The following is a 20624-nucleotide window of genomic DNA, read 5'->3' as shown; positions in this document are numbered from 1 at the left end:
GAGCCGTCGATGACGACAGTTGAGGACCTGCCGGCTGCCGGCAAGCAGCCGAAGTCCACCCGGGCGAAGATCCTCGACGTCGTCCGGTGGGTGGCGATCCTGCTGGTCATCGGCTTCGCGGCGAAGCAGCTGGCGGCCAACTGGGGCGAGTTCTGGCACACCCTGCGTGACGTCGCCTGGGAGTCGTCTCTGCTGAGCCTGGTCGCCCTGGTCGCGGCGATCCTGGTGTCGACCTGGGGCTGGCAGGTGATGGTCGACGACCTGGGTGAGCCGATCGGCTACGCCCGCGGCGCACAGATCTGCCTGGTCGGCTCGCTCGGCAAGTACGTGCCGGGCTCGGTCTGGGCGTACCTGCTGCAGATGGAGCTGGGCCGCAAGGCGGGCCTGGCCCGCGCCCGCATCTTCACCGGCTCCCTGATCCAGCTCGGCGTGGGCATGGTGTCGGCGCTGGTGGTGTCGCTCCTGGCGGCGCCGGCGGTGTTCAGCAACAGCCCGCGCGCGCTGTGGCTGTTCGTGCTCATCCCGCTCGGCCTGGCGATGCTGCACCCGAAGATCCTGACCTGGGGCACCTCGCTGGTCTTGCGGATCCTCCGCCGCCCGCCGCTGGCGCACCCGCTGGGCTGGCGCGTGATCGGCAAGGTCTTCGGCGCCTCGACGGCGGCGTGGTGCCTGCAGGGCGTCCACCTGTGGCTGCTGGCCAACTCGGTGGGCACCCCGGGCATCGGCGGCTTCGTGCTGTGCGTGGGCGCGATGGCCGTGGCGATGACGGTGGGCACGTTCGCGTTCATCCTCCCCAGCGGCGTCGGCGTCCGTGAGGTGGCCCAGGTCGCGGTCCTGACGGCGAGCGGCCTGACGGTCGGCCAGGCCACGGCGTTCGCGGTGGCCTCCCGGGTGATGTTCACGGTGGCGGACCTCCTGACGGCCGGCTTCGCGGCGGTCGCGGCCCGCACGGTCGCCACCCCCGTGTGAGCCAGTTGTCCCCAGGTTGTCCACAGCCCTTGCGCACATGTGGACAACTCAGGGCGTCAGTCGGTAGATCACCGCGTCCGGGTTGCGGTACACCGGCGTCAAGAACGGCTCGCCCGCCAATCCGGTCAACCCCGGCTGATATGGCTTGCCCGGGTCGCCGGACGGTTTTCCCAAAATGACCCAATGGATGTTCAGCCGGCGCACCGCCGCCCGGACCGCCGGATCCGTCGAATAGTCTCGAAAGCGGTTCGCCAGCAACACCGCGTCCGACGGTGGGGAAGTTTCGTCGAAATGTCCGGCGACCGTTCGAATTCCCGTCAAAGCGTAAGTCCACGCGGTTCCGTCGAACCGGTCGTTCATGGCCCACTCACCGCGGGCCGCCAAGGTGCCGAGCTTCGCCATCGCCGTCTCCTCGCCGGGTGTCACGCGCAGCGTCGACGGGTCCGCCGCCTGGTAGCCCGGGTACACCTCGTCCCCGTTCGATCGGACGTACAGCCCGTCCGAGAGCAGCACGAACCCCGGCAGGACCAGCAACGCGACAGCCGGGACCCGGGAGGGCAGCCGGTCACGCAGCCAGGCCTGCGTCGACGCCAAGCCGTGGGCCGCCAGGACCGACAGTGGGACCGCCGCCATCGAGAAGAACCGGAACGGGTCGTCCCACCAGGGCCGGGACAGCGCCATCACGATCGGCGCGTCGGACGACGCCACCGCCACGTACGCCAACCCCGTCACCAAAGCCGTCAGGCCGATCCAGCGCAGCTCGCCCGCCCGCGCGAAGAACACGATCCCCAGGAACAACGCCACCGACAGCCACACCTGCGGGTGCGGCTCGAAGTGCTGGAACCCCAGCAGCGCACCCAACGCCGTCGAGGCGCGGTACTCGCTCGGCCAGCCGTAGTACGGCAACGCCAGACCCAATGCTCCGAACAGCTGCAGCCACGCCACCAGCAGCGACGCCACCGCGATCGGGAGCAACGCCAGCAGGTCGCGGCCGAGCCGGCGCCATCCCGCGAGCCGGCGCTGCACCAGCATCGGGCCGGCGAACAGGATCCCGCCGAACAACGTCGACGAGTGGATGCACAGCAGCCCCACCGCGGCCAGCACCAGCACCAGCCCGGTGTCCGGCGCGGCCCGCTCCAGGTACCGCCGCAGCGCCACCGCGGCCAGCGGCGTCAGCGTCACGCCCAGCGCGAACGGCAGCAGCGGCCCGCGGTTCATCGACTCGTAGACGCCCGTCACCGGCGCCACCGCCACCAGCGCCACGGCGCCCGCGAGCACCGCCCGGCCGCGGAACTCCCGCACCAGCGTCACCAGCGACAACGCCAGCAGACCCGGCAACAGCACGGTGTTCGCGTCCAGCGTCTCCGGGATCGACGCCCCGCCGAGCCGGTACGTCACCGCCGCCAGCAGGTGGTAGGCGTTGGGGTAGAACACCGGCGCCGCGTCGCCGTACCAGTTCACGTGGCCCGTGCCGAACAGGCTGCCGTCGCCGGTGTCGGCGAGGTAGCGGACGGCGTTGCCGTGGTAGACCGCGTCGAAGCCCTGGGGCAGGGCGCCGATGTGACCCAGCCCGAGCAGGGCCGCCCAGCACCCGATGGCCGCCGCGAACAGCAGGCAGGCCAGTACCGCCAGGTGCCCGCGGCGCGCCCACAACGGCGGCTCCGGACAGTGGTCGCGCACCGTGAACGTACGGACACCGAAGGCGATCGCCGTGAACGCGACGGTCGAGACGCCGTACGTCAGCGGCGTGAACGACAGCCCGGCCGCGGCGGCCCACGGACCGGTCAGCCCGCCGACGGCGTAGCTCAGCAGCGGCGCCATCCCGGCCAGGACCCAGCCGCGCAAACCCGCGGCGAGACCGATCAGGAGGCCGGGGCCGGTGATGACGACAATGGCGATGCCTACGCAGAGCACGGTGGAGAGTAAGCCGGGAATGACCGGTCCGTCGCGCCGAGGTGATACCTCGATCGGCGTTTTTTCAGGACGTCACTTCGGCCCTCCGGGGCAACACCCGATCGGGTTATTCTGGGCGGTGAATTTCCCTGATTGACTGTCGCCGGCGAAGTGATCCATCCCCCATTCGGGCTCGTGATCGGTCCACAGGAAACACTTCGCCGCCGACGATCGATAACCTGGCCGAAGAGCCGGGCGGGTGCGGTGCCGAGGCGGAGGGGGCCGGGTGGTCTACGCGGTCGTGGTGGCGTGGCTGGTCGTCGCCGCGATCGTGGTGCTGACCTGGGCCCGCCTCGACGCCGACCGCGGCTGGCGCGCCTTCGTCCTCACCCTCACGCTCGGCCTCTCCCTGCTGCACCAGCTGCTGTTCGCGACCGTCACCGAGGACGCGCTCGTCACCTTCCGCTACGCGCAGAACATCGCCGACGGCAACGGCCCGGTCTTCAACCCCGGCGAACGCGTCGAGGGGTACACGAACTTCTTCTGGCTGGTGCTGGTCGCCCTGCCGCGCGCCGCGTTCGGCGCCGACGTCCGCACCACGGCGGTCGTCCTCGGGGTCCTCGCCGCGCTCGGCTGCGTGCTCGTGTCCTGCTTCCTGGTCAACCGGATCGTCGCCGCGGCCGCCCCGAACGGCGCCGGCCCGCGGCCCGCGATCGGGGTGGCCGCCGCGGTGCTCACCGCGAGCGCCGGCGGCCTGGCGGTCTACGGGGCCTCGGGCTCCGAAGTCCCGCTGTTCGTGCTGCTCGTCCTCGCCGTCGGCTACGCGCTCGCCGCGCGCCGCCCGGTGGTCGCCGGGGTACTCGTCGCCTTCGCCGTGATGACCAGTCCGGAAGGCCTGGTGGTCGCCGTGCTGGCCGGCCTGTGGCTCGTCGGCGCCGCGCTCAAGGAGAAGCACAGCTGGTGGGCGCCGGTGGGGTACGTGCTGGGCGCGCTGGTCTTCCTGATCCCGCGGCTCGCCTGGCGCGCGACGTTCTACCAGCACTTCCTGCCCGCGCCGCTGGCCGCGAAGCTCGGCGGCCCGCTCGGCGAGCACCTCGACGGCGGCTGGCCGTACCTGTCCGGGTTCGCGCTGGCGCACCAGGGCTTCGTGCTGCTGGGCCTGGTCTCGGCCGTCGCGCTCGTGCTGCGCCGCACCGAAGCCGTCGAGGCTCGGGCGCTGCTCTGGCTGCTGTTCGCGATGATCCCCGTGCTGGCCGCGGCCGCGGTGCTCATCGGCGGCGACCCCGGTCCGTCGTGGCGGCTGCTGGCACCGGTGCCGCCGCTGCTCGCCGTCGCGGCCGCCGGGACGTACGGCGTGCTGACCGCGGACATCGTGGCGAAGCCGTCGCCGCGGCCGAAACCCCTCACGACGCGGCTGGTCCCGGTGACCGCTTGCGGGCTGGCCGGGATCGCGGTGCTCGTCTCGGTGTTCAGCCCCGAGATGCTCGACCGCGTCCGCGACTGGCACTCGCACGGCAGCGAGCTCACCGAGATCGGCGGCTGGCTCGGCGAGTACCTGCCGCCCGGCTCGGTGGTCAGTGCCGCCGCGCCCGGCGCGCTCGCCGCCCGCGGCGGGCAGCTGCTCATCATCGACGTCCTCGGCCGCACCGACGACCACATCGCCCGCGATGGACGGCACGACGGCGGCGTCGCGACCGACTACGACTACGTGGTCAACGGCCGCCGTCCGACCGTCGCCGTGCCCGCCGACGGCGGCTACGCCGATCGGCAGCACTGCGCGATCGACCCGGTGTACGCGGGGAAGTACGAGGTCGCGACCTTCCGCCGCGTCGGCACGCCGTACTGGGTTTCGGTCTACCCGCGCGCGGAACAGGCGAAGTCCCTGGTCGCCGACCTCGACCAGGGCCCGGACTTCCGCTACGTACCCTGTCCTTCGTGAAGCTCGAGGCCCGGGACCGGCAGCTGGGCGCCCAGGCGCGGCTCGGGCTCGGGGTGTTCGGCGCGTCGCTCGCCCTGTTCGTGCTGCGGTTCCTGGTGCCGCGGCCGATCGCGATGTCCAACAACGGCGACGGCGGCCGCGTGCTGTGCGGCGCTGGGATCACCTGGAAAGGCCTGCCCGAGCCGTTCGTCCACCTCGCCTACACACCCGCGCCCGGCACCCCGCCGTGCCGGCCGACGTACCTGCTGACGCAGAGCTGGCTCGCCGACCTGGCCGTCCGGATCGGCCGGCTGATCGGCCTCCACGGCACGCTGAGCCTCGTCATCCTGGGCCTGCTGAGCAGCGTGGTCGCCGCGGCGGCGATCACCGCGATCGTGCTCGGCCTGCCGCACCCGCGCCGGACCCGGCTGTTCGTGGCGGCGGGGCTGCTGCTGGTCGTCGCGGACTCGGCGTTCTTCGGGTACTTCGCCGCGATCCTGGGCGAAGGCACGGCCTTCCTCGGCCTGCTGCTCGCGGTCGGCGGCCTGCTCCTGACCGCGCGCGAGGGCCCGTGGAGCTACGCGGGAATGGCCGTGACGGTCGTGGGCGGCGTCCTGGCGGTCAACGCCAAGGTCCAGACGCTCACCATCCTGCCGCTCCTCGCGCCGGCGATCCTCCTGGTCCGCCCGGGCACGCTGCGCGGGGCCAAGCGCTGGGCGTCGGCGGCCCTGGTCATCGGCGCGATCGGCGCCGTCACGCTCTACGCGCAGCAGAGCGTCGAGCCCGCGCGGGCGCCCGACGGCACGTACACCGAGTTCCCGGGCGACGACTCCCGCGAGATCAACGTCTTCAACTCGATCTTCCTCAACATCGTCGACGGGAAGCACGACACCCGGGCCGACCTGGCCGAGCTCGGGCTGCCGCCGTCGTTCGCGCAGTACGCGGGCAACGGCTGGTGGCACCCGCACCCGGCGACGATGGACCCGCAGTACCCGCAGTACCGCGCCAAGATCAGCCGCCGGAACGTCGTGACGTACTTCGCAACCCACCCGGCCCGGACCCTCGAAGTGCTCGACCGGGCTGCCACCGACCAGCTCACCGCCCGGCCGGACTACCTGGGCAGCTTCGACCAGGAAGCCGGATTCCCGCCGCACGCACAGGAGTACCGGGTGCCGGTGGTGTCGTGGCTGACCGGCCTGCTCGCCCCGCTCGGGCTGTTCGCGCTGGTGCCGCTGTGGCTGTTCGTACTGGTCAGGGCCTGGTTTCGGCGACGGACCGCGCTCGGCGTCGCGCTGGCCTTCCTGTTCGCCGTCTCGGTGACGCAGTTCGGCACCGCGGCGCTGGGCGACGGGATCGAGGGCATCAAGCACCAGTCCGTCGCGCTGTTCACGCTCCTGGTGGCCCTCGTTTTGTGTTCTTCCCCGCTGAACCGGCGTTCCGAACCTACGGTCCCGTAACCTGGCTGGATGGCTGACCTGGTTTACCCGCCCGTGATCGCGGCGGCCCGGACGATGTTCCGGGTACTCGACAACCGCATCCGGATCGAGGGCGCGGAAAACATCCCGCGTCGCGGCGGCGCGGTCATCGCGTGCAACCACATCAGCTACCTCGACTTCATCTTCTGCGGCCTCGGCGCGCGCCCGGCCAAGCGGCTGACGCGGTTCATGGCGAAGAAGGAGATCTTCGACAACAAGATCGCCGGGCCGCTGATGCGCGGGATGCACCACATCTCCGTCGACCGCTCCGCCGGCCTGGCCTCCTACCGCGAGGCGCTCGAAAAGCTGCAGGCCGGCGACGTCGTCGGCGTCTTCCCCGAAGCCACCATCAGCCGGTCGTTCACCGTCAAGGAGATCAAGTCGGGCGCCGTCCGGATGGCCGCCGCGGCCAACGTCCCGGTGGTGCCGATGGCGCTGTGGGGCACCCAGCGGCTCTGGACGAAGGGCCGCCCGAAGGACCTGACCCGCCGGCACGTGCCCGTCTCGATCCTGATCGGCGAGCCGATGCACCCGGCCAAGGGCGACGACTGGGACGTCGTCACGAAGGAGCTGCGCACCCGGATGAGCGCGCTGCTCGACCGCGCCCAGGCCGAGTACCCCGCCCAGCCCTCGTCCGACGAGGAACGCTGGTGGTTGCCCGCCCACCTCGGCGGCACGGCACCGACCCCGGCCGAAGCGGCCGAGCTCGACCGCCGCTAGCCCTTCAGCTCGCGCTAGAACCAGCGCTCGAGGACCTGCGCGACGCCGTCCTCGCCGGCCGGGCCGGTGACTTCGTCGGCCGCCCCCAGGGCCTGCGGGTGCCCGTTCTTCATCGCGACACCGTGGCCGGCCCAGCGGAGCATCTCGACGTCGTTGGGCATGTCCCCGAAGGCGATCACCCGCTCGGGCTCGACGCCGAGCCGCTCGGCGACGTCGGCGAGGCCGGTCGCCTTGGTGATGCCGTGCGCGGACAGCTCGACCAGGCCACCTGACGACGAGTACGTCACGTCGACGTCCCGGTCGAACAGCGCGTTCACCGCGTTCGCCATCTCTTCCGACGTCATTCCGCGGTGGCTGACCAGCAGTTTGATCGCCGGGTGCCCGAGCACTTCGGCGCGCGGCGCGGTGCGGCCCTCGCCGTCGCCCCACGGGTTGTGGTAGTCCGGCTCGATCACGAAGTTGCGCATCTCGTGGTCGGCGCCGGCGCTGACGCGCTCGGTGGCCAGCCGGCAGCCGGGCAGGGCCTTGTCCAGCGCGTGCGCGATGTCGTGGAGCAGCTCGGGCCGCAGCAGGCCGTGCACCGCGACGACCTCCTCGCGGCCGCAGTCGTACAGGACGGCGCCGTTCGCGCACACCGCGTACCCGGTCAGCTCGAGGGGCCGGGCCACGGGCGCGATCCAGCGCGGCGGCCGTCCGGTGGCGAGCACGAACGGCACCCCCGCGTCGATCGCCCGGCGGACGGCGGCGATCGTGCGGCCGGTCAGGGATTCGGAGGGGCCGAGCAGGGTGCCGTCGACGTCGGACGCGATCAACAGAGGTCTCTCCACCCCGCCATTGTCCCTGACTCGTTCGGGCGAACGCTTCCCCGTCCGTGCGACTGCCGGTGGTAGCCGATAACGTCCGGCACTGTGCGAGCAGGCATCGTGATTCTTCCGGAAGATCGTTGGTGGGCCGCCGAGCCGAAGTGGCGCGCCGCCGAGGAGTACGGCTTCGACCACGCGTGGACGTACGACCACCTGGGTTGGAGAAACCTGGTCGACGGCCCGTGGTTCTCCGCCGTCCCGACCCTGACCGCGGCGGCGATGGTGACGTCCCGCATCCGGCTGGGCACCTTCGTGGCGTCCCCGGTCGCCCGGCACCCCGTGCCGTTCATGCGCGAGCTGAACACCCTCGACGACATCTCGGACGGCCGGTTCGTCCTCGGCGTCGGCGCGGGCGTCGACCACACCCGTTACGACGGCGCGGTGCTCGATGCCCCCGAGCTGACGCCCAAGCAGCGCGCGGACCGCTTCACCGAGTTCGTCGAGGCGCTCGACGGGCTACTCATGACCGACAAGTTCGACTTCGACGGCGAGTACTACCGGGCCCGCGAGGCCCGCAACCTGCCCGGTCCGGTCCAGCGGCCGCGGCTGCCGTTCGTCGTCGCGGCGAACGGCCCGCGCACGATGACCCTCGCCGCGCGCTTCGGCGCGGGCTGGGTGACGACGGGCAAGGGCGGCGAGACCGCCGACGAGTGGTGGGCCGGCGTCAAGCAGCTCACCGAGGTCTTCGACCGGCGGCTGGACGCGGTGGGCCGCGAACGGCCGAGCATCCAGCGGTTCCTCAGCCTGGACGCGTCGCCGGTGTTCTCGCTGAGCAGCGTGGAGGCGTTCCGCGACGCCGTGGGCCGGGCGCGGGAGCTCGGCTTCACCGACGTCATCTCGCACTGGCCGCGGTCGTCGTCGCCCTACGAGGGCCGGGAAGCCGTGCTGGAGCAGGTCGCGAGCGACGTCCTCCCAGAACTGCGCTAGCCCGAACCCCGCTGCGCGCTACTTCACGATCCGGTAGATGACGGCACCCGGGTTCCGGTACACGACCTGCAGGAAGTGGCGCCCGTCCAGGTGCTGCAGGCCGTTCGCGATGGGCGTGTCCCGGCGGATGGTGCCGCTGCCCACCAGCACGTAGTGGATGTTCAGCCGGTGAACGGCCGCGCGCACCTCGGGGTCGCTGTCGAAGTCGGCGAAGTGCTGGGCCAGGTAGAGCGCATCGGGAGGGGCCACGCCGGCGTCGTAGTGGCCCGCCACCGGGTGCACGCCGGTCAGGGCGTACATCCAGGCCGTGCCGTCGAGCCGGTCGTTGAGCACCTTCTGGTCGGCGGGGATGCCGAGCGTGCCGAGGCGGTCCATCGCGTCGATCTCGTCCTGGCTGACCGGCGGGACCACCTCGCCGGGCAGGCCGTTGTAGTAGAGCAGCGACACCGTCTTGGCGTTGGCCGCGCGGTAGAACCCGCCGGTCAGCACGCCCATCGCGACGACCAGCAGCGCCGCCGTCGCCAGCCCGACCCGGCCGGTCAGCCACGGTCGCGCGCGCACCCACGCGCGTCCGCTCGCGAGCTTCGCCAGCCATCGCTGGGCCTCGCTCATCCCGTGCGCGGCGATCAGGCAAAGCGGGATCGAGGCGAGCGCCATCAGCCGGAACCGGTCGTTCCACCAGGGGCGTGACAAGCTGATCACCCAGTCTTCGCTGCCGAAGCACGCGACGACCACGAACAGCGCCGACAGCCCGAGCGCCGAGAGCACCAGCCAGCGCATCCGCCGCAGCGCCACCAGCGTCAGCACGCCGATCGCGAGGAACACCGTCAGCCAGATCTGCGGGACCGGCAGCACCTGCTTGAACGTCGCCAGCATGGCCAGGGCTTTCCACACGGGCATGTGCGAGCCCCAGGCGTGGTACGGGTAGGAGCCGGACGTGAAGCCGATCGCGCCGAGGATCATCGGCGCGGACAGCAGCCCGGCCACCACCATCGCCGGCAGCATCCGCAGGACGTCGCCGCCGACGACCCGCCAGGCGGGCCTGCCCTCGGGGACGCCGTCGACGCGGCGGCCGCGCAGCGCCCGGTACCAGCGCTGCACCACCAGCGGGAACGCGAACAGGATCGCCCCGAACAGCGCGCTCGAGTGCGCGGCGAGCAGGCCGGTCGCGCTCAGCGCGAGCACCGCGCCGGTGTCCACGCCCGGCCGCGCGAGGAACCGGTGCAGCGCGATCACCGCCAGCGGCGTCAGCACGATGCCGAGCGCGAACGGCAGCAGCCCGCTCGACACCGACTCGTACGCCCCGGTCGTGGCGCCGCCGGCGACCAGCGCGGCACTGCCGGCGAACACCGCGCGGCCGCCGAGCTGGCGTACCAAGGCGGCCATGGCCAGCGCGAACAGCCCGGCGATCGGCATCGTGACGGCGTTGAGCGTGACCGGGATCGACGTCCCGGACAGCTCGTAGACCAGGGCGCCGACCAGGTGGTAGGCGTTCGGGTAGAAGGAGCCGCCGGGGTACCAGTTGATGGTGCCCATGCCGGTCAGGGAGCCGTCGCCGGTCTCGGCGATGTAGCGGATGCCGTTCGCGTGGAACACGGTGTCCCAGCGCTGGAACACCGCCGTCGTCCCGCCGCGGCCGGAGACGACCACGGCGATCGACACGGCGACGGCGATCGTGACGCAGGCTCCGACGGCCAGGTGCGCCCGGCGCGTCCACGGCAGGGACGGTTCCTCCGCACCCGGCGTGAGCCGGCCGCGTGCCGTGGCGAGCCGGCGGAGGCCGTACAGGACGGCGGCGAGCAGCAGAGTGACCGCGGCCACACTGAGCGAGCCGTACGGGATGTGCGCGATGGCCAGCCACGGGCCGGCCAGGCCGGTGATGGCGTAGCTGAGCAGCGGCGCGAGCCCGGCGAGGGCCCAGCCGCGCAGGCCGGCGGCCCACCCGACGACCCCGCCGGGGACCGCCAGTACGGCCAGGTAGGTCGCTACCGCGGCGAAGTAGCTCCAGAAGTCCTCGGGTGCAGGCACTGCTTTCCAGGTGTGTCGTAGGCCGAAATGTGATAGTCGGGTGCGGGCCGGGTCAGCGACCTGCGTACCCTCGACGCCCGTGAGCGCGCACACGAACCCCGCACAGATTACTGAAGACGATTTCGCAGGTTACGACCTCGTCGTCGTCGGGTCCGGTTTCTTCGGCCTGACCGTCGCCGAACGGGCCGCGGCCGAGCTGGGCAAGAAGGTCCTCATCCTCGAGCGGCGCAGCCATCTCGGCGGCAACGCGTACTCGGAGCCTGACCCGGAGACCGGGATCGAGGTGCACAAGTACGGGGCGCACCTGTTCCACACGTCGAACAAGCGCGTGTGGGAGTACGTGAACCGGTTCACCGAGTTCACGAACTACCAGCACCGCGTCTTCGCACGGGTCAAGGACCAGGTCTACTCGTTCCCGATGAACCTGGCCCTGATCAACCAGTTCTTCGGCAAGTCGCACACCCCGGACGAGGCCCGCGAGCTCATCGCGAAGCAGTCCTCGGAGTTCGAGACGAGCGCCGCGCAGAACCTCGAGGAGAAGGCGATCTCGCTGGTCGGCCGGCCCCTCTACGAGGCGTTCATCCGCGGGTACACCGCGAAGCAGTGGGAGAACGACCCCAAGAACCTGGGCGAGAACATCATCACGCGCCTGCCGGTCCGGTACAACTTCGACAACCGGTACTTCAACGACACCTACGAGGGCCTGCCCGTCAACGGGTACACCGCGTGGCTCGAGAAGATGGCCGAGCACGAGAACATCGACATCCGGCTGAACGTCGACTACTTCGACGTCCGCGAGCACATCCCGGCGGGCACCCCGACCGTCTACACCGGGCCGCTGGACCGCTACTTCGGCTACTCGGCGGGCCGGTTCACCTGGCGCACCGTCGACTTCGAGTCCGAGGTCGCGGAGACCGGCGACTTCCAGGGCACGTCGGTCGTCAACTACAACGACCAGGAAGTCCCGTACACCCGGATCATCGAGTTCCGGCACTTCCACCCGGAGCGGGACTACCCCAAGGACAAGACGGTCATCTTCCGCGAGTACTCCCGCTTCGCGGGCGAGGAGGACGAGCCGTACTACCCGATCAACACGCCGGACAACCGCGAGAAGCTCGAGGCCTACCGCGAGCTGGCCAAGGTCGAGGCGCGCGAGAAGAACGTCCTGTTCGGCGGCCGGCTGGGGACGTACAAGTACCTCGACATGCACATGGCCATCGGCTCGGCGCTGTCGGCGTTCGACAACAAGATCGCCCCGCACCTGACCGACGGCGCGCCGCTCGACGGGTCCCTCGATGCTTGAGAAGGGGCAGGCCACCGGAGAGGTGGCGGTCCTGGCGAAGGCGCAGGGCTTTCTGAAGAGTGAAGCTTCGGTCAAGGCTGCGCGCGGCCTTTCGCACTTCGGCGAGCACAGTGCCGGGTGGTTCGCCCTCGGCCTGCTCGGCGCCGCGGTCGACAAGGAGCGGCGCAAGGACTGGCTGGTCGCCTCGGTGGGTGTCGTCGGCGCGCACGCCGCCTCGATCGCGGTGAAACGCGTGGTCAGGCGGGCCCGGCCGGACCACCCGAGCGTGGAGGTCCTGGTCGGCACGCCGAGCAAGCTGAGCTTCCCGTCGTCGCACGCGACGTCCACCACGGCGGCGGCGGTGCTCTACTCCGGATTGACCGGGCGTAACCTGGTGCCCGCCCTGGTACCGCCGATGCTGGCCTCGAGGCTCGTGCTCGGCGTCCACTATCCGACAGACGTTCTGGCCGGTGCAGCTCTCGGGGGGCTCGTCGGTGGTCTCATACGACGGAAGCTGAAGAAGAACCCATGAGCGAGACGACCGAGCAGCGCAGCAGCGACGAACCTGCCGTGACTCCGGAGGCTGTCGAGCCGACGGCGTCACGTGGCCCGTTGGGCCTGGTCGGCGGCGTCATCAAGACGGCGCGGCCGCGGCAGTGGGTGAAGAACGTCCTGGTCTTCGCGGCCCCGTTCTTCGCGTTCTCGAAGTCGACCGACCGCACCGGTCTCCTGATCGACGCGATCATCGCCTTCGTGGCCTTTTCGCTGGTGGCGAGCTCGGTCTACCTCATCAACGACGCCATCGACGTCGAGGCCGACCGCGCCCACCCGACCAAGCGCAACCGGCCGATCGCGGCCGGGCTCGTGCCGGTCCCCGTCGCGTACGGGGCCGCGGTCGTGTTCTTCCTGGCCGGCCTCGGCGTGTCGTTCCTCGCCAGCTGGCAGCTGGCGGTCGTGCTGGGCGTCTACGAAGCCGTCCAGCTCGGCTACTGCTTCGGCCTCAAGCACCAGCCGGTGGTCGACCTGGCCATCGTCGGCTCGGGCTTCCTGATGCGCTCCATCGCCGGCGGCGTCGCGGGCGGCATCGCGCTTTCCCAGTGGTTCCTGCTGGTCACGGCGTTCGGCTCGCTGTTCATGGTGGCGGGCAAGCGCTACGCGGAGATCATGCTGTTCGAACGAACGGGTGCGAAGATCCGCTCGTCGCTGAAGAAGTATTCGGCCAGCTACCTGCGGTTCGTCTGGGCGACCTCGGCGGCGATCCTGATCATGTCGTACTGCCTGTGGGCGTTCGAGATCCGCCAGACCGAGCACAATTCGGTGTGGGCGCTGATCTCGATGGTGCCGTTCCTGGTGGCGGTGCTGCGCTACGCGGTCGACGTCGACGGCGGTATCGCGGGCGAGCCCGAGGAGATCGCGCTCAAGGACCGCATCCTGCAGGTCCTGGGCGCGAGCTGGGTGATCACGTTGTTCCTGGCGTTCTACCTGTGAGCTCTCATGGCGGATCGACAGGTTCGTTTCAGGTGACGCACAGCTGAGCGGCGCACCCTGAGGTGGTGGGGGCGGGCACTGCGCCCGTCCCCGTGACCACAGGAGCGACGATGAAAGACGAGCCGCGCGAGCAGAAGGCCCCGGACGGAGCCGAGCAGCCGACTGTCGAGCACTCGACAGAGGCCACCCAGCCCACTGCGGCACCCGAAACCACCCCCGACGCGTCACTTTCACGTGAAAGCGACGCGTCCGAGCCCGCGGCGCCCGCGGCGCCCGCGGCGCCCGCGGCGCCCGCGGCGCCCGCGGCGCCCGCGGCGCCCGCGGCGCCTGCGGCGTCCGGGCAGCCCGCGGCTGACCAGGCGTCCGGCACCTCGGCCGACCAGGCGTCCGGCACCACCCCTGCCGACCAGACCGCTGTCCACGGGCAGCAGCCGCCGCCCGGTCCGCAGTTCGCGCAGCCCGGCCCCGGCCAGGCCTACGCCCCCTGGGGCCCGCCCCAAGGCGCTCAGCGGCCGCCCGGCGGGTTCCGGCGGTTCGCCGGCCACCGGGCCACCCAGCTCGTCGGTGTCGGCGTGCTCGGCATGCTGCTCGGCGCGGGCATCGTCGGCGGGATTGCCGCGGCCGCGAGCCACCACAGCCCCCGCGACGGCCGGCCCGGCATCCACCGCCAGTACGACGGCCCCAACCAGGGCTTCGACGGCCGTGGTCCCGGCTTCGGCGGCCGCGGCAACGCCGGCCCCGGTGCCGGGAACGGCTCCGGCGACGGCATCTGATCCTCGACTGTCGAGTCCCGACTGTTGACTCCCGACTGTGGCCTCGGCCACCCGTACCTCGCTCAGATCACAGAAGCATCACGAGCGAGGTACGGTGTCCGGGATGCGAAGCGCCTCCGCAGAAGCTCCCCAAGCCGTCCGCGCGCTGCCGGCGGCCATCCCCGCCGCCCGTTCGTGGGCCCTGCCGGCGGGCGCCGCGGCCGCTTCCGCCCTCGTGTTCGCCCTGGTCAGCAGCCATCTCATCGATGACACCTACATCACGCTGTCCTACGCGAAGAACCTCGCCTTCCACGGCCACTGGGGCCTGATCGAACAGGGGACGGCGAACACCGCGACCTCCCCGCTGAACGTCCTGGCCCTCGGCGCGGTCACGTTCGTCGTGCGCGACGCCGTTCTCGCCGCGGGGGTCGTGTTCGTCGCCACCCAGGTGCTGCTGGTGCTGGGCCTGCGCCGCCTCGGCGAGCGCACCGGCCTGCCGCCGGCGTTCGCGCCGCTGACGTTCGCGTTGCTGCTGGTCAACCCACTGCTGCTGTCCTCGATCGGGCTGGAGGTGGCGCTCGGCGCCACCGGCGTCGTGTGGACGCTGGTCTACGCGGGGGAGCGGCGGGCGGGCCGCCTGGGCGTGGTGGTCGGGCTGCTCGCGCTCGTCCGGATCGACCTGCTGCTGATCGCCGCGGTGCTGTTCGCCGCCCGCCGCGAGTTCTGGACCGGCATCTGGCGGACGGTCTTCGCGGCCCTCGCCGTCACGCTGCCGTGGTTCGGGTTCAGCTGGGTGGTGCTCGGCTCGGCCGTGCCGGACACGCTCGTCATCAAGATCAGCCAGCAGTCGTGGGGACCGTTCAGCTTCACCAACGGTCCGCTGCTGTACTGGCGCAACTTCCCGGCCGCGGCCACGCTCTCGTTCCTGCCGCTGCTGCTCGCGGCCCTGGCCGGAGCGGCCTGGCTCGTCCAGTACCGCCGCGGCTCCGAGACGGCCCGCCGCCTGACGCCGTTCGCGGCGCTCGCCGTCGCCGGCGCCCTGCACTACCTGGCGTACAGCCGGCTGGGCGTGCCGCCCTACCACTGGTACTACGCGCCGAGCATCATCGGCGCGACGATCTTCCTCACCGCCTGCGCCGCGGCGGTCCCGGAGCGGGTCCGGCGCGCGACGTGGACGCTGGCCGGAGCGGCCCTCGCGGCGAGCGTCGCGGTGTACGCGCTGCCCGGCCTGCCCCGCCAGTTCGCGCCGATCACGAGCAACCACGCTTCGACGACGGAGTACCGCGAGATCGGCCACGAGCTGGCCGCGATCGCCCACGGCCGCAAGGTCGAGACGGCGGGCGAGGTCGGCGCACTGGCGTACGCGTGCGACTGCGAGCTGGTCGACGAGTTCTCCGACCGCGGCGCGGTCGACCCGGCGATCACCGAGACGAAGCGCCGCAGCGACGACCTGGGCCGGGCGTTGCTCGAAGCGAACTTCCACAACTTCGACCACAGCGTGGCCCCGATCAGCCCGGACCTGGTCCTGGCGACCACCCGCCGTACCCCGCCCCGGACGGCCCTGGCGAGCTGGCACATCGACTCACCGTGGGTGGGCAGCCAGAACCTCTACCTGGTACCCGCCCACGCCGTGGGGGGACGCTGAGCGGCCGTCAGATCGGGAGCTTGCGGAAGATCGGCCGCGGCACGTGCCGCAGCGCCGACATCACCAGCCGGAACTGGGCCGGCGCCCACACCAGGTCCTTGCCCGCGCGCGCCGCACCGACGGCGATCTCCGCCACCTGCTCGGCCGTCTGCGCCAGCGGGGCGTCCTTGAGTCCCTCGGTCATCTTGGTCTTGACGTGCCCCGGACGGACGACCGTCACCTTCACCCCGAACGGCGCCAAAGCCTCGCCCAGGCCCAGGTAGAAGCCGTCGAAACCGGCCTTCGTCGAGCCGTAGAGGAAGTTGGACCGCCGGACCCGCTCGCCGGCCACCGACGACAGCGCGATCACCGTGCCGTGGCCCTGGGCCTTCAGCTTCTCCGACAGCGCGACGCCGGCCGACACCGCGGCCGTGTAGTTCACGGTCGCCAGCTCGACGGCCTTCGCGTGGTCCTGCCAGACCTCTTCCGGGTCGCCGAGCAGGCCGAACGCCACGACCGCCACGTCGATGTCGCCGCCCTCGAAGGCCTTGGCCAGCACGTCCGGGTGGGACGCCGTGTCCTTCGCGTCGAAGTCCACAGTGGACACCTCGGCGCCGCGGTCCTTCAGGCGCTGGGCGGCCGCCTCCAGCCGGGGCGACGGCCGCGCGGCCAGCACCACCCGCAGCGGCTTCTCGGCCAGGTACTTCTCGGCGATCGCCAGCGCGATGTCGGACGTGCCGCCGAGCAGAAGAAGGGACTGGGGGTTGCCCACCGCGTCGATCACAGTTCGAGCCTCCGGCTCATGTCAGAGGCGAAAACGCCTTCGGGGTCGATGGAAGCGCGTACCTTGCGCCATTCTTCGAGGCGCGGGTACATCTTCGCGAACGTCTCGGGCGAGGTGCGCGAGTCCTTCGCGGTGTACAGCCGGCCGCCGAGCTCCAGGACGTCGTCGTCGAGTTCCTGGCAGAACCGGCTCAGGCCGGCCTTGATCGGGAAGTCGACGCAGACCATCCAGCCCGGGTGCGGGAACGACAGCGGCGCCGCGTTGCCCTCGCCCATCCGCTTGAAGACGTTGAGGAAGGACACGTGCCCCGACTCGGCGATCTTCCGGACGATGTTTCGCAGCGGCTCGTGCGCGTTCAGCGGCGTCGAGAACTGGTACTGCAGGAAGCCCTTCGAGCCGTAGGCCCGGTTCCACTCGCCGAACATGTCGAGCGGGTGGTAGAAGGCCGTCAGGTTCTGGATGACGCCGCGGGCCGCCTTCGGCGTCTTGCGGTAGTACAGCTCGCCGATGGCGCCGAAGGTCAGCTTGTTCGCCAGGCCGTTCGGGAAGGCGTCCGGCAGCGTCGCCAGCTGCGGGGCGTCGAACTTCAGCGGGTTCGCGCGCAGCTTCGGCGGCAGTTCGTCCAGCTTGGCCAGCGAGCCGCGGCCGAAGGCGGCGCGGCCGAGCTTCGAGCCGGTGGAGATCGTGTCGAACCACGCCGACGAGTACGTGTAGTTGTCGTCGGAGCCGTCGGTGACCAGCTCGAGGGTCTCGTCGAGGTTGTTCGTGCGCTCGTTGTCCGCGAGGAAGTACGCGGTCTCGGTCTTGGTCATCCGGATCTTGGCCCGGACGATGATGCCGGTCAGGCCGATGCCGGCCACGGTCGCCCAGAACAGCTCGGCGTCCGGGCCCTCCGGGGTCAGCGTGCGGAGCTGCCCGTCGGCGGTGATCAGGTCCATCGACACGACGTGGTTGCCGAAGCTGCCCGCGCTGTGGTGGTTCTTGCCGTGGATGTCGTTGGCGATCGCGCCGCCGATGGTCACCTGGCGCGTGCCCGGCAGCACCGGGACCCACAGGCCGTACGGCAGGGCCTCGCGCATCAGCTGGTCGAGGCTGACACCGGCGTCGAGGTCGACGAGCGCGGTGTCCGGGTCGATCGAGTGGATCCGGTTCAGCGCCGTCATGTCGACGACCAGGCCGCCGGCGTTCTGCGCCGGGTCACCGTAGGACCGGCCGAGGCCACGGGCGATCACGCCGCGTGCACCCGCCTGGGCGACGGCGCGCGCGATCTCTTCCACGTCGGCGGTGGTCAGCACGTCGGCCGTGGTCGGTGCGGTCCGCGCCCAGCCCATGAGCGTGCGACGCTGTGTATTGGGTACGTGGGTCACCCGACCAGGGTAGCCACGCCCAACCACGCCCGGAACGTGACCCTGAAGTGCTCATCTCTACACTTTGCGCATCAAGGCACAAGCGCCCGCGCGGGTGACCGTGACTCAGTATCGAGGTAATGCAGTGGTGGCGACCGATCCGCAAGCCGACATGACGGCTGCGCAGTCCTCTCCCGGACTGTTGGGCCAGCTCATCCGCTTCGCCCTGATCGGGGGCTTCTGCGCCCTCGTCGACCTGGGCACCTACACGTTGCTGACGCAGGTGGCCGGGATGGCCACCTCACCGTGGGTCGACGTCGCCCGCGCTATCTCTTTCATCGTGGGCACGACCACGGCGTTCTTCCTGAACCGGAAGTTCACCTTCGCCGGCGGGCGCCGCGACGGGAAGGCGCAGGTCGGCTCGTTCGTCATGCTCTACACCGTGACGTTCTTCGTCGCGGTCGGGGTGAACCAGCTCATGCTGCAGGTGCTGCCGGAGTCCGCGTGGCAGCACACGCTGTGCTGGGCCGTGTCGCAGGCCACGGCCACCGTGATCAATTTCGTGATGCTCAAGTGGGTCGTTTTCCGCGAGCCGTCGACCAAGGAGAACTGAGGAACCATGCCCGGTAAAACAGCCACCCCGGCGCCGACCACCGAAGCCGGCGCGGCCGCCGAGACGCGGTTCACCGAGCACACTCCGCAGGGCCGCCTGACGGCGCAGCGCGGGCTCTACGCCGGCCCCGCCCCGATCGTCAGCAAGGACCTGTACGCCGAGCTCGAGTGGGGCTCGGCCGTGCGGGAACGTGCGACGATCACCCTCGAGCCCGCCTCCAAGGTGTCGGGCAACACGTACTTCGGCCGGTTCCCGGCCAGCTACTGGCAGCGCTGGACGACGGTGACCGAGGTCTCGGTCGAGGCCGTCGTCACCGGCACCGGCCTGCTGTCGATGGGCGCTTCCGACGTCGAAGGCGAGCCCCGCGTGGTGGCCGCCGAGCAGGTCAAGGACGCCAAGCAGACCAAGGTGTCGCTGACCGGCAAGCTGGACAAGTTCTACGACGGCGGCGCGCTCTGGCTCGACCTCGAGACCGAGGGCGGCCAGACGCTGCGCGTCGAGCAGGTCCGCTGGACGGTCGACGCTCCGGAGAAGATCCGCCCGACCGCGGTGACCATCTGCACGATGAACCGCGCCGACGACTGCCTGAAGAACCTGCAGGCCCTCGCCGCGGACGTCTCCTCGCTGGAGACGCTGGACGCGATCTACGTCGCCGACCAGGGCACCGACCTCGTCGAGTCGCGTGACGGCTTCGAGCAGGCCGCCAAGGACCTCGGCGACAAGCTGCACTACATCAAGCAGCCGAACCTCGGCGGCGCCGGCGGTTTCACCCGCGGCCTCTTCGAGGTGGCCGGGCACACCGCGACCGAGCACGCGAACGTCCTGTTCATGGACGACGACGTCCTGCTCGAGCCGGACCTGGTGATCCGGATGACGGCGTTCTCCAACCGCGCCGCCAACCCGATCATCGTCGGCGGCCAGATGCTCAACCTGTTCCACCCGAACCAGCTGCACGTCGGCGCCGAGTACGCCCGGCTCAACACCCTCGAGCCCGGCCAGCCGGTCGAGCACTCGCTGTCCACCGCCGACCTGCTCGGCGTGGACGAGGAGACGCTGAAGCCGAACCGCCAGGAGCGCCGTCTCGACGCCGGCTACAACGGCTGGTGGTCGTGCCTGATCCCCTACGAGGTCGTCCAGGCCACCGGCTACCCGCTGCCGTTCTTCTTCCAGTGGGACGACGCCGAGTATTCCTACCGGGCCCGCGCGCACGGCTTCCCGACGGTGACGTTGCCGGGTGCGGGCGTGTGGCACGCGGACTTCCACATGAAGGACTGGGACGAGTGGCACCGGTACTTCAACCTGCGCAACTCGATCATCACCGCGGCGCTGCACTCGCCGTTCAACCTGAACCTGCTCTCGCGGGTGCTGATCGCGCAGCTGGTGCGCTACCTGCTGGGCATGCAGTACGGCCTGTCGGCGACGCTGATCAAGGCCGTCGAGGACTTCCTCGAGGGCCCGGAGGTCCTGCGTGACGGCGGTGTCGAGGCGATGAAGGAGATCCGCCGCATCCGCGACCAGTACCCGGAGACCAAGCGCCACAAGGCGACCGACGTCCCGGGCATCGCGTCCAACGACATCGGCATCATCAACAGCGCGCCGCGGCCCAGCATGCAGCGCCTGGTGCTGATCAAGCGCGTGCTCGACCGGGTCCTCGGCCGCAGCCGCTTCGGCCTCGGCGCGGTGCCGATCGACGAGGCGAACTGGTGGCACATCGCGCTGTTCGACACGGCGGTCGTCACCGACGCGAGCCAGGAAGGCGTCCGCGTCCGGTCCTACGACCGGGTGAAGATGTTCGCGCTGGCCAAGCAGGGCGCGCGGACCATCCAGCGGCTGCGCAAGGAAGGCGCGGCGGTGCAGGAGCAGTACAAGCGGGCCATGCCCGAGCTCACCTCGCGCGAGAACTGGAAGCGCCTGTACAAGCTCTGACGTTCTTCGCGAAGGC

At 70.9% G+C, this 20624-nt stretch carries 17 protein-coding genes; 12 read left to right on the top strand and 5 right to left on the bottom strand.

Annotated elements, in window-relative coordinates:
* The first annotated feature begins 9 nt into the window (after positions 1-9).
* Complete coding sequence (locus tag ACLJQF_RS06805) at positions 10-969, top strand: lysylphosphatidylglycerol synthase transmembrane domain-containing protein (protein ID WP_410607330.1); 960 nt, start codon at positions 10-12, stop codon at positions 967-969.
* Between the two features lie 48 nt (positions 970-1017).
* On the opposite strand, the gene ACLJQF_RS06800 is transcribed toward ACLJQF_RS06805, so the two are convergent.
* On the bottom strand, positions 1018-2883 hold the full coding sequence (locus tag ACLJQF_RS06800) for a DUF6541 family protein (protein ID WP_410607329.1): 1866 nt from the start codon (positions 2881-2883) through the stop codon (positions 1018-1020).
* A gap of 265 nt (positions 2884-3148) precedes the next feature.
* Between ACLJQF_RS06800 and ACLJQF_RS06795 the strand changes: the two genes are divergently transcribed.
* From ACLJQF_RS06795 to ACLJQF_RS06785, 3 genes are read left to right on the top strand one after another with little or no spacing between them, the layout of a single operon-like run.
* Positions 3149-4801, top strand: coding sequence for a hypothetical protein (locus tag ACLJQF_RS06795; RefSeq protein ID WP_410607328.1), 1653 nt, complete (start codon positions 3149-3151; stop codon positions 4799-4801).
* Positions 4798-6237 (top strand): hypothetical protein, encoded by a 1440-nt coding sequence (locus ACLJQF_RS06790; RefSeq protein WP_410607327.1) that lies wholly within the window; start codon positions 4798-4800, stop codon positions 6235-6237. The genes ACLJQF_RS06795 and ACLJQF_RS06790 overlap by 4 nt, the downstream gene beginning before the upstream one ends.
* Positions 6238-6246: 9 nt before the next feature.
* Positions 6247-6975 carry a lysophospholipid acyltransferase family protein gene (locus ACLJQF_RS06785; protein ID WP_410607326.1) on the top strand — a complete coding sequence of 243 codons (729 nt, stop codon included), beginning with the start codon at positions 6247-6249 and terminating at the stop codon, positions 6973-6975.
* Positions 6976-6989: 14 nt separating this feature from the next.
* Here the strand turns inward: ACLJQF_RS06785 and ACLJQF_RS06780 are convergent, their stop codons facing one another.
* Positions 6990-7787, bottom strand: a complete 798-nt coding sequence (locus ACLJQF_RS06780) for an HAD family hydrolase (protein ID WP_410607466.1) — start codon at positions 7785-7787, stop codon at positions 6990-6992.
* Between the two features lie 96 nt (positions 7788-7883).
* On the opposite strand from ACLJQF_RS06780, the gene ACLJQF_RS06775 reads away from it, so the two are divergent.
* Positions 7884-8765 carry an LLM class flavin-dependent oxidoreductase gene (locus ACLJQF_RS06775; RefSeq protein ID WP_410607325.1) on the top strand — a complete coding sequence of 294 codons (882 nt, stop codon included), beginning with the start codon at positions 7884-7886 and terminating at the stop codon, positions 8763-8765.
* An 18-nt stretch (positions 8766-8783) separates the two neighbouring features.
* Here ACLJQF_RS06775 and ACLJQF_RS06770 read toward each other — a convergent pair whose 3' ends face one another.
* Positions 8784-10793 (bottom strand): DUF6541 family protein, encoded by a 2010-nt coding sequence (locus ACLJQF_RS06770; RefSeq protein ID WP_410607324.1) that lies wholly within the window; start codon positions 10791-10793, stop codon positions 8784-8786.
* 79 nt (positions 10794-10872) lie between these two features.
* Here ACLJQF_RS06770 and glf point away from each other — a divergent pair, with 79 nt between their 5' ends.
* The 5 genes from glf to ACLJQF_RS06745 all read left to right on the top strand — a co-directional run bounded on the left by glf (position 10873) and on the right by ACLJQF_RS06745 (position 15960).
* Positions 10873-12096, top strand: a complete 1224-nt coding sequence (glf, locus tag ACLJQF_RS06765) for a UDP-galactopyranose mutase (protein ID WP_410607323.1) — start codon at positions 10873-10875, stop codon at positions 12094-12096.
* On the top strand, positions 12089-12607 hold the full coding sequence (locus ACLJQF_RS06760; protein WP_410607322.1) for a phosphatase PAP2 family protein: 519 nt from the start codon (positions 12089-12091) through the stop codon (positions 12605-12607). The genes glf and ACLJQF_RS06760 overlap by 8 nt, the downstream gene beginning before the upstream one ends.
* Positions 12604-13563: a decaprenyl-phosphate phosphoribosyltransferase gene (locus ACLJQF_RS06755; protein ID WP_410607321.1), complete on the top strand. Its 960-nt coding sequence runs from the start codon at positions 12604-12606 to the stop codon at positions 13561-13563. Before ACLJQF_RS06760 ends, ACLJQF_RS06755 begins: the two co-directional genes overlap by 4 nt.
* Positions 13564-13673: 110 nt before the next feature.
* Entirely contained in the window at positions 13674-14336 is a 663-nt protein-coding gene (locus ACLJQF_RS06750; protein ID WP_410607320.1) for a hypothetical protein, read from the top strand.
* 103 nt (positions 14337-14439) lie between these two features.
* Complete coding sequence (locus ACLJQF_RS06745) at positions 14440-15960, top strand: hypothetical protein (RefSeq protein ID WP_410607319.1); 1521 nt, start codon at positions 14440-14442, stop codon at positions 15958-15960.
* Positions 15961-15967: 7 nt separating this feature from the next.
* Here ACLJQF_RS06745 and ACLJQF_RS06740 read toward each other — a convergent pair whose 3' ends face one another.
* The gene (locus ACLJQF_RS06740; RefSeq protein WP_410607318.1) at positions 15968-16723 is read right to left on the bottom strand and encodes a decaprenylphospho-beta-D-erythro-pentofuranosid-2-ulose 2-reductase; all 756 of its coding nucleotides are present in this window, start codon (positions 16721-16723) and stop codon (positions 15968-15970) included.
* Positions 16720-18054 (bottom strand): FAD-binding protein, encoded by a 1335-nt coding sequence (locus ACLJQF_RS06735; RefSeq protein ID WP_410607465.1) that lies wholly within the window; start codon positions 18052-18054, stop codon positions 16720-16722. The genes ACLJQF_RS06740 and ACLJQF_RS06735 overlap by 4 nt, the downstream gene beginning before the upstream one ends.
* A 160-nt stretch (positions 18055-18214) precedes the next feature.
* Here ACLJQF_RS06735 and ACLJQF_RS06730 point away from each other — a divergent pair, with 160 nt between their 5' ends.
* Together ACLJQF_RS06730 and ACLJQF_RS06725 are read left to right on the top strand one after the other, a co-directional pair.
* Entirely contained in the window at positions 18215-18682 is a 468-nt protein-coding gene (locus ACLJQF_RS06730; protein ID WP_410607464.1) for a GtrA family protein, read from the top strand.
* 6 nt (positions 18683-18688) lie between these two features.
* Positions 18689-20608 (top strand): glycosyltransferase, encoded by a 1920-nt coding sequence (locus ACLJQF_RS06725; RefSeq protein WP_410607317.1) that lies wholly within the window; start codon positions 18689-18691, stop codon positions 20606-20608.
* Positions 20609-20624: the final 16 nt, after the last annotated feature.

Source organism: Amycolatopsis sp. lyj-109, assembly GCF_046548995.1.
Lineage (GTDB): Bacteria > Actinomycetota > Actinomycetes > Mycobacteriales > Pseudonocardiaceae > Amycolatopsis.
This window is presented reverse-complemented; position numbering and strand designations above follow the sequence as displayed.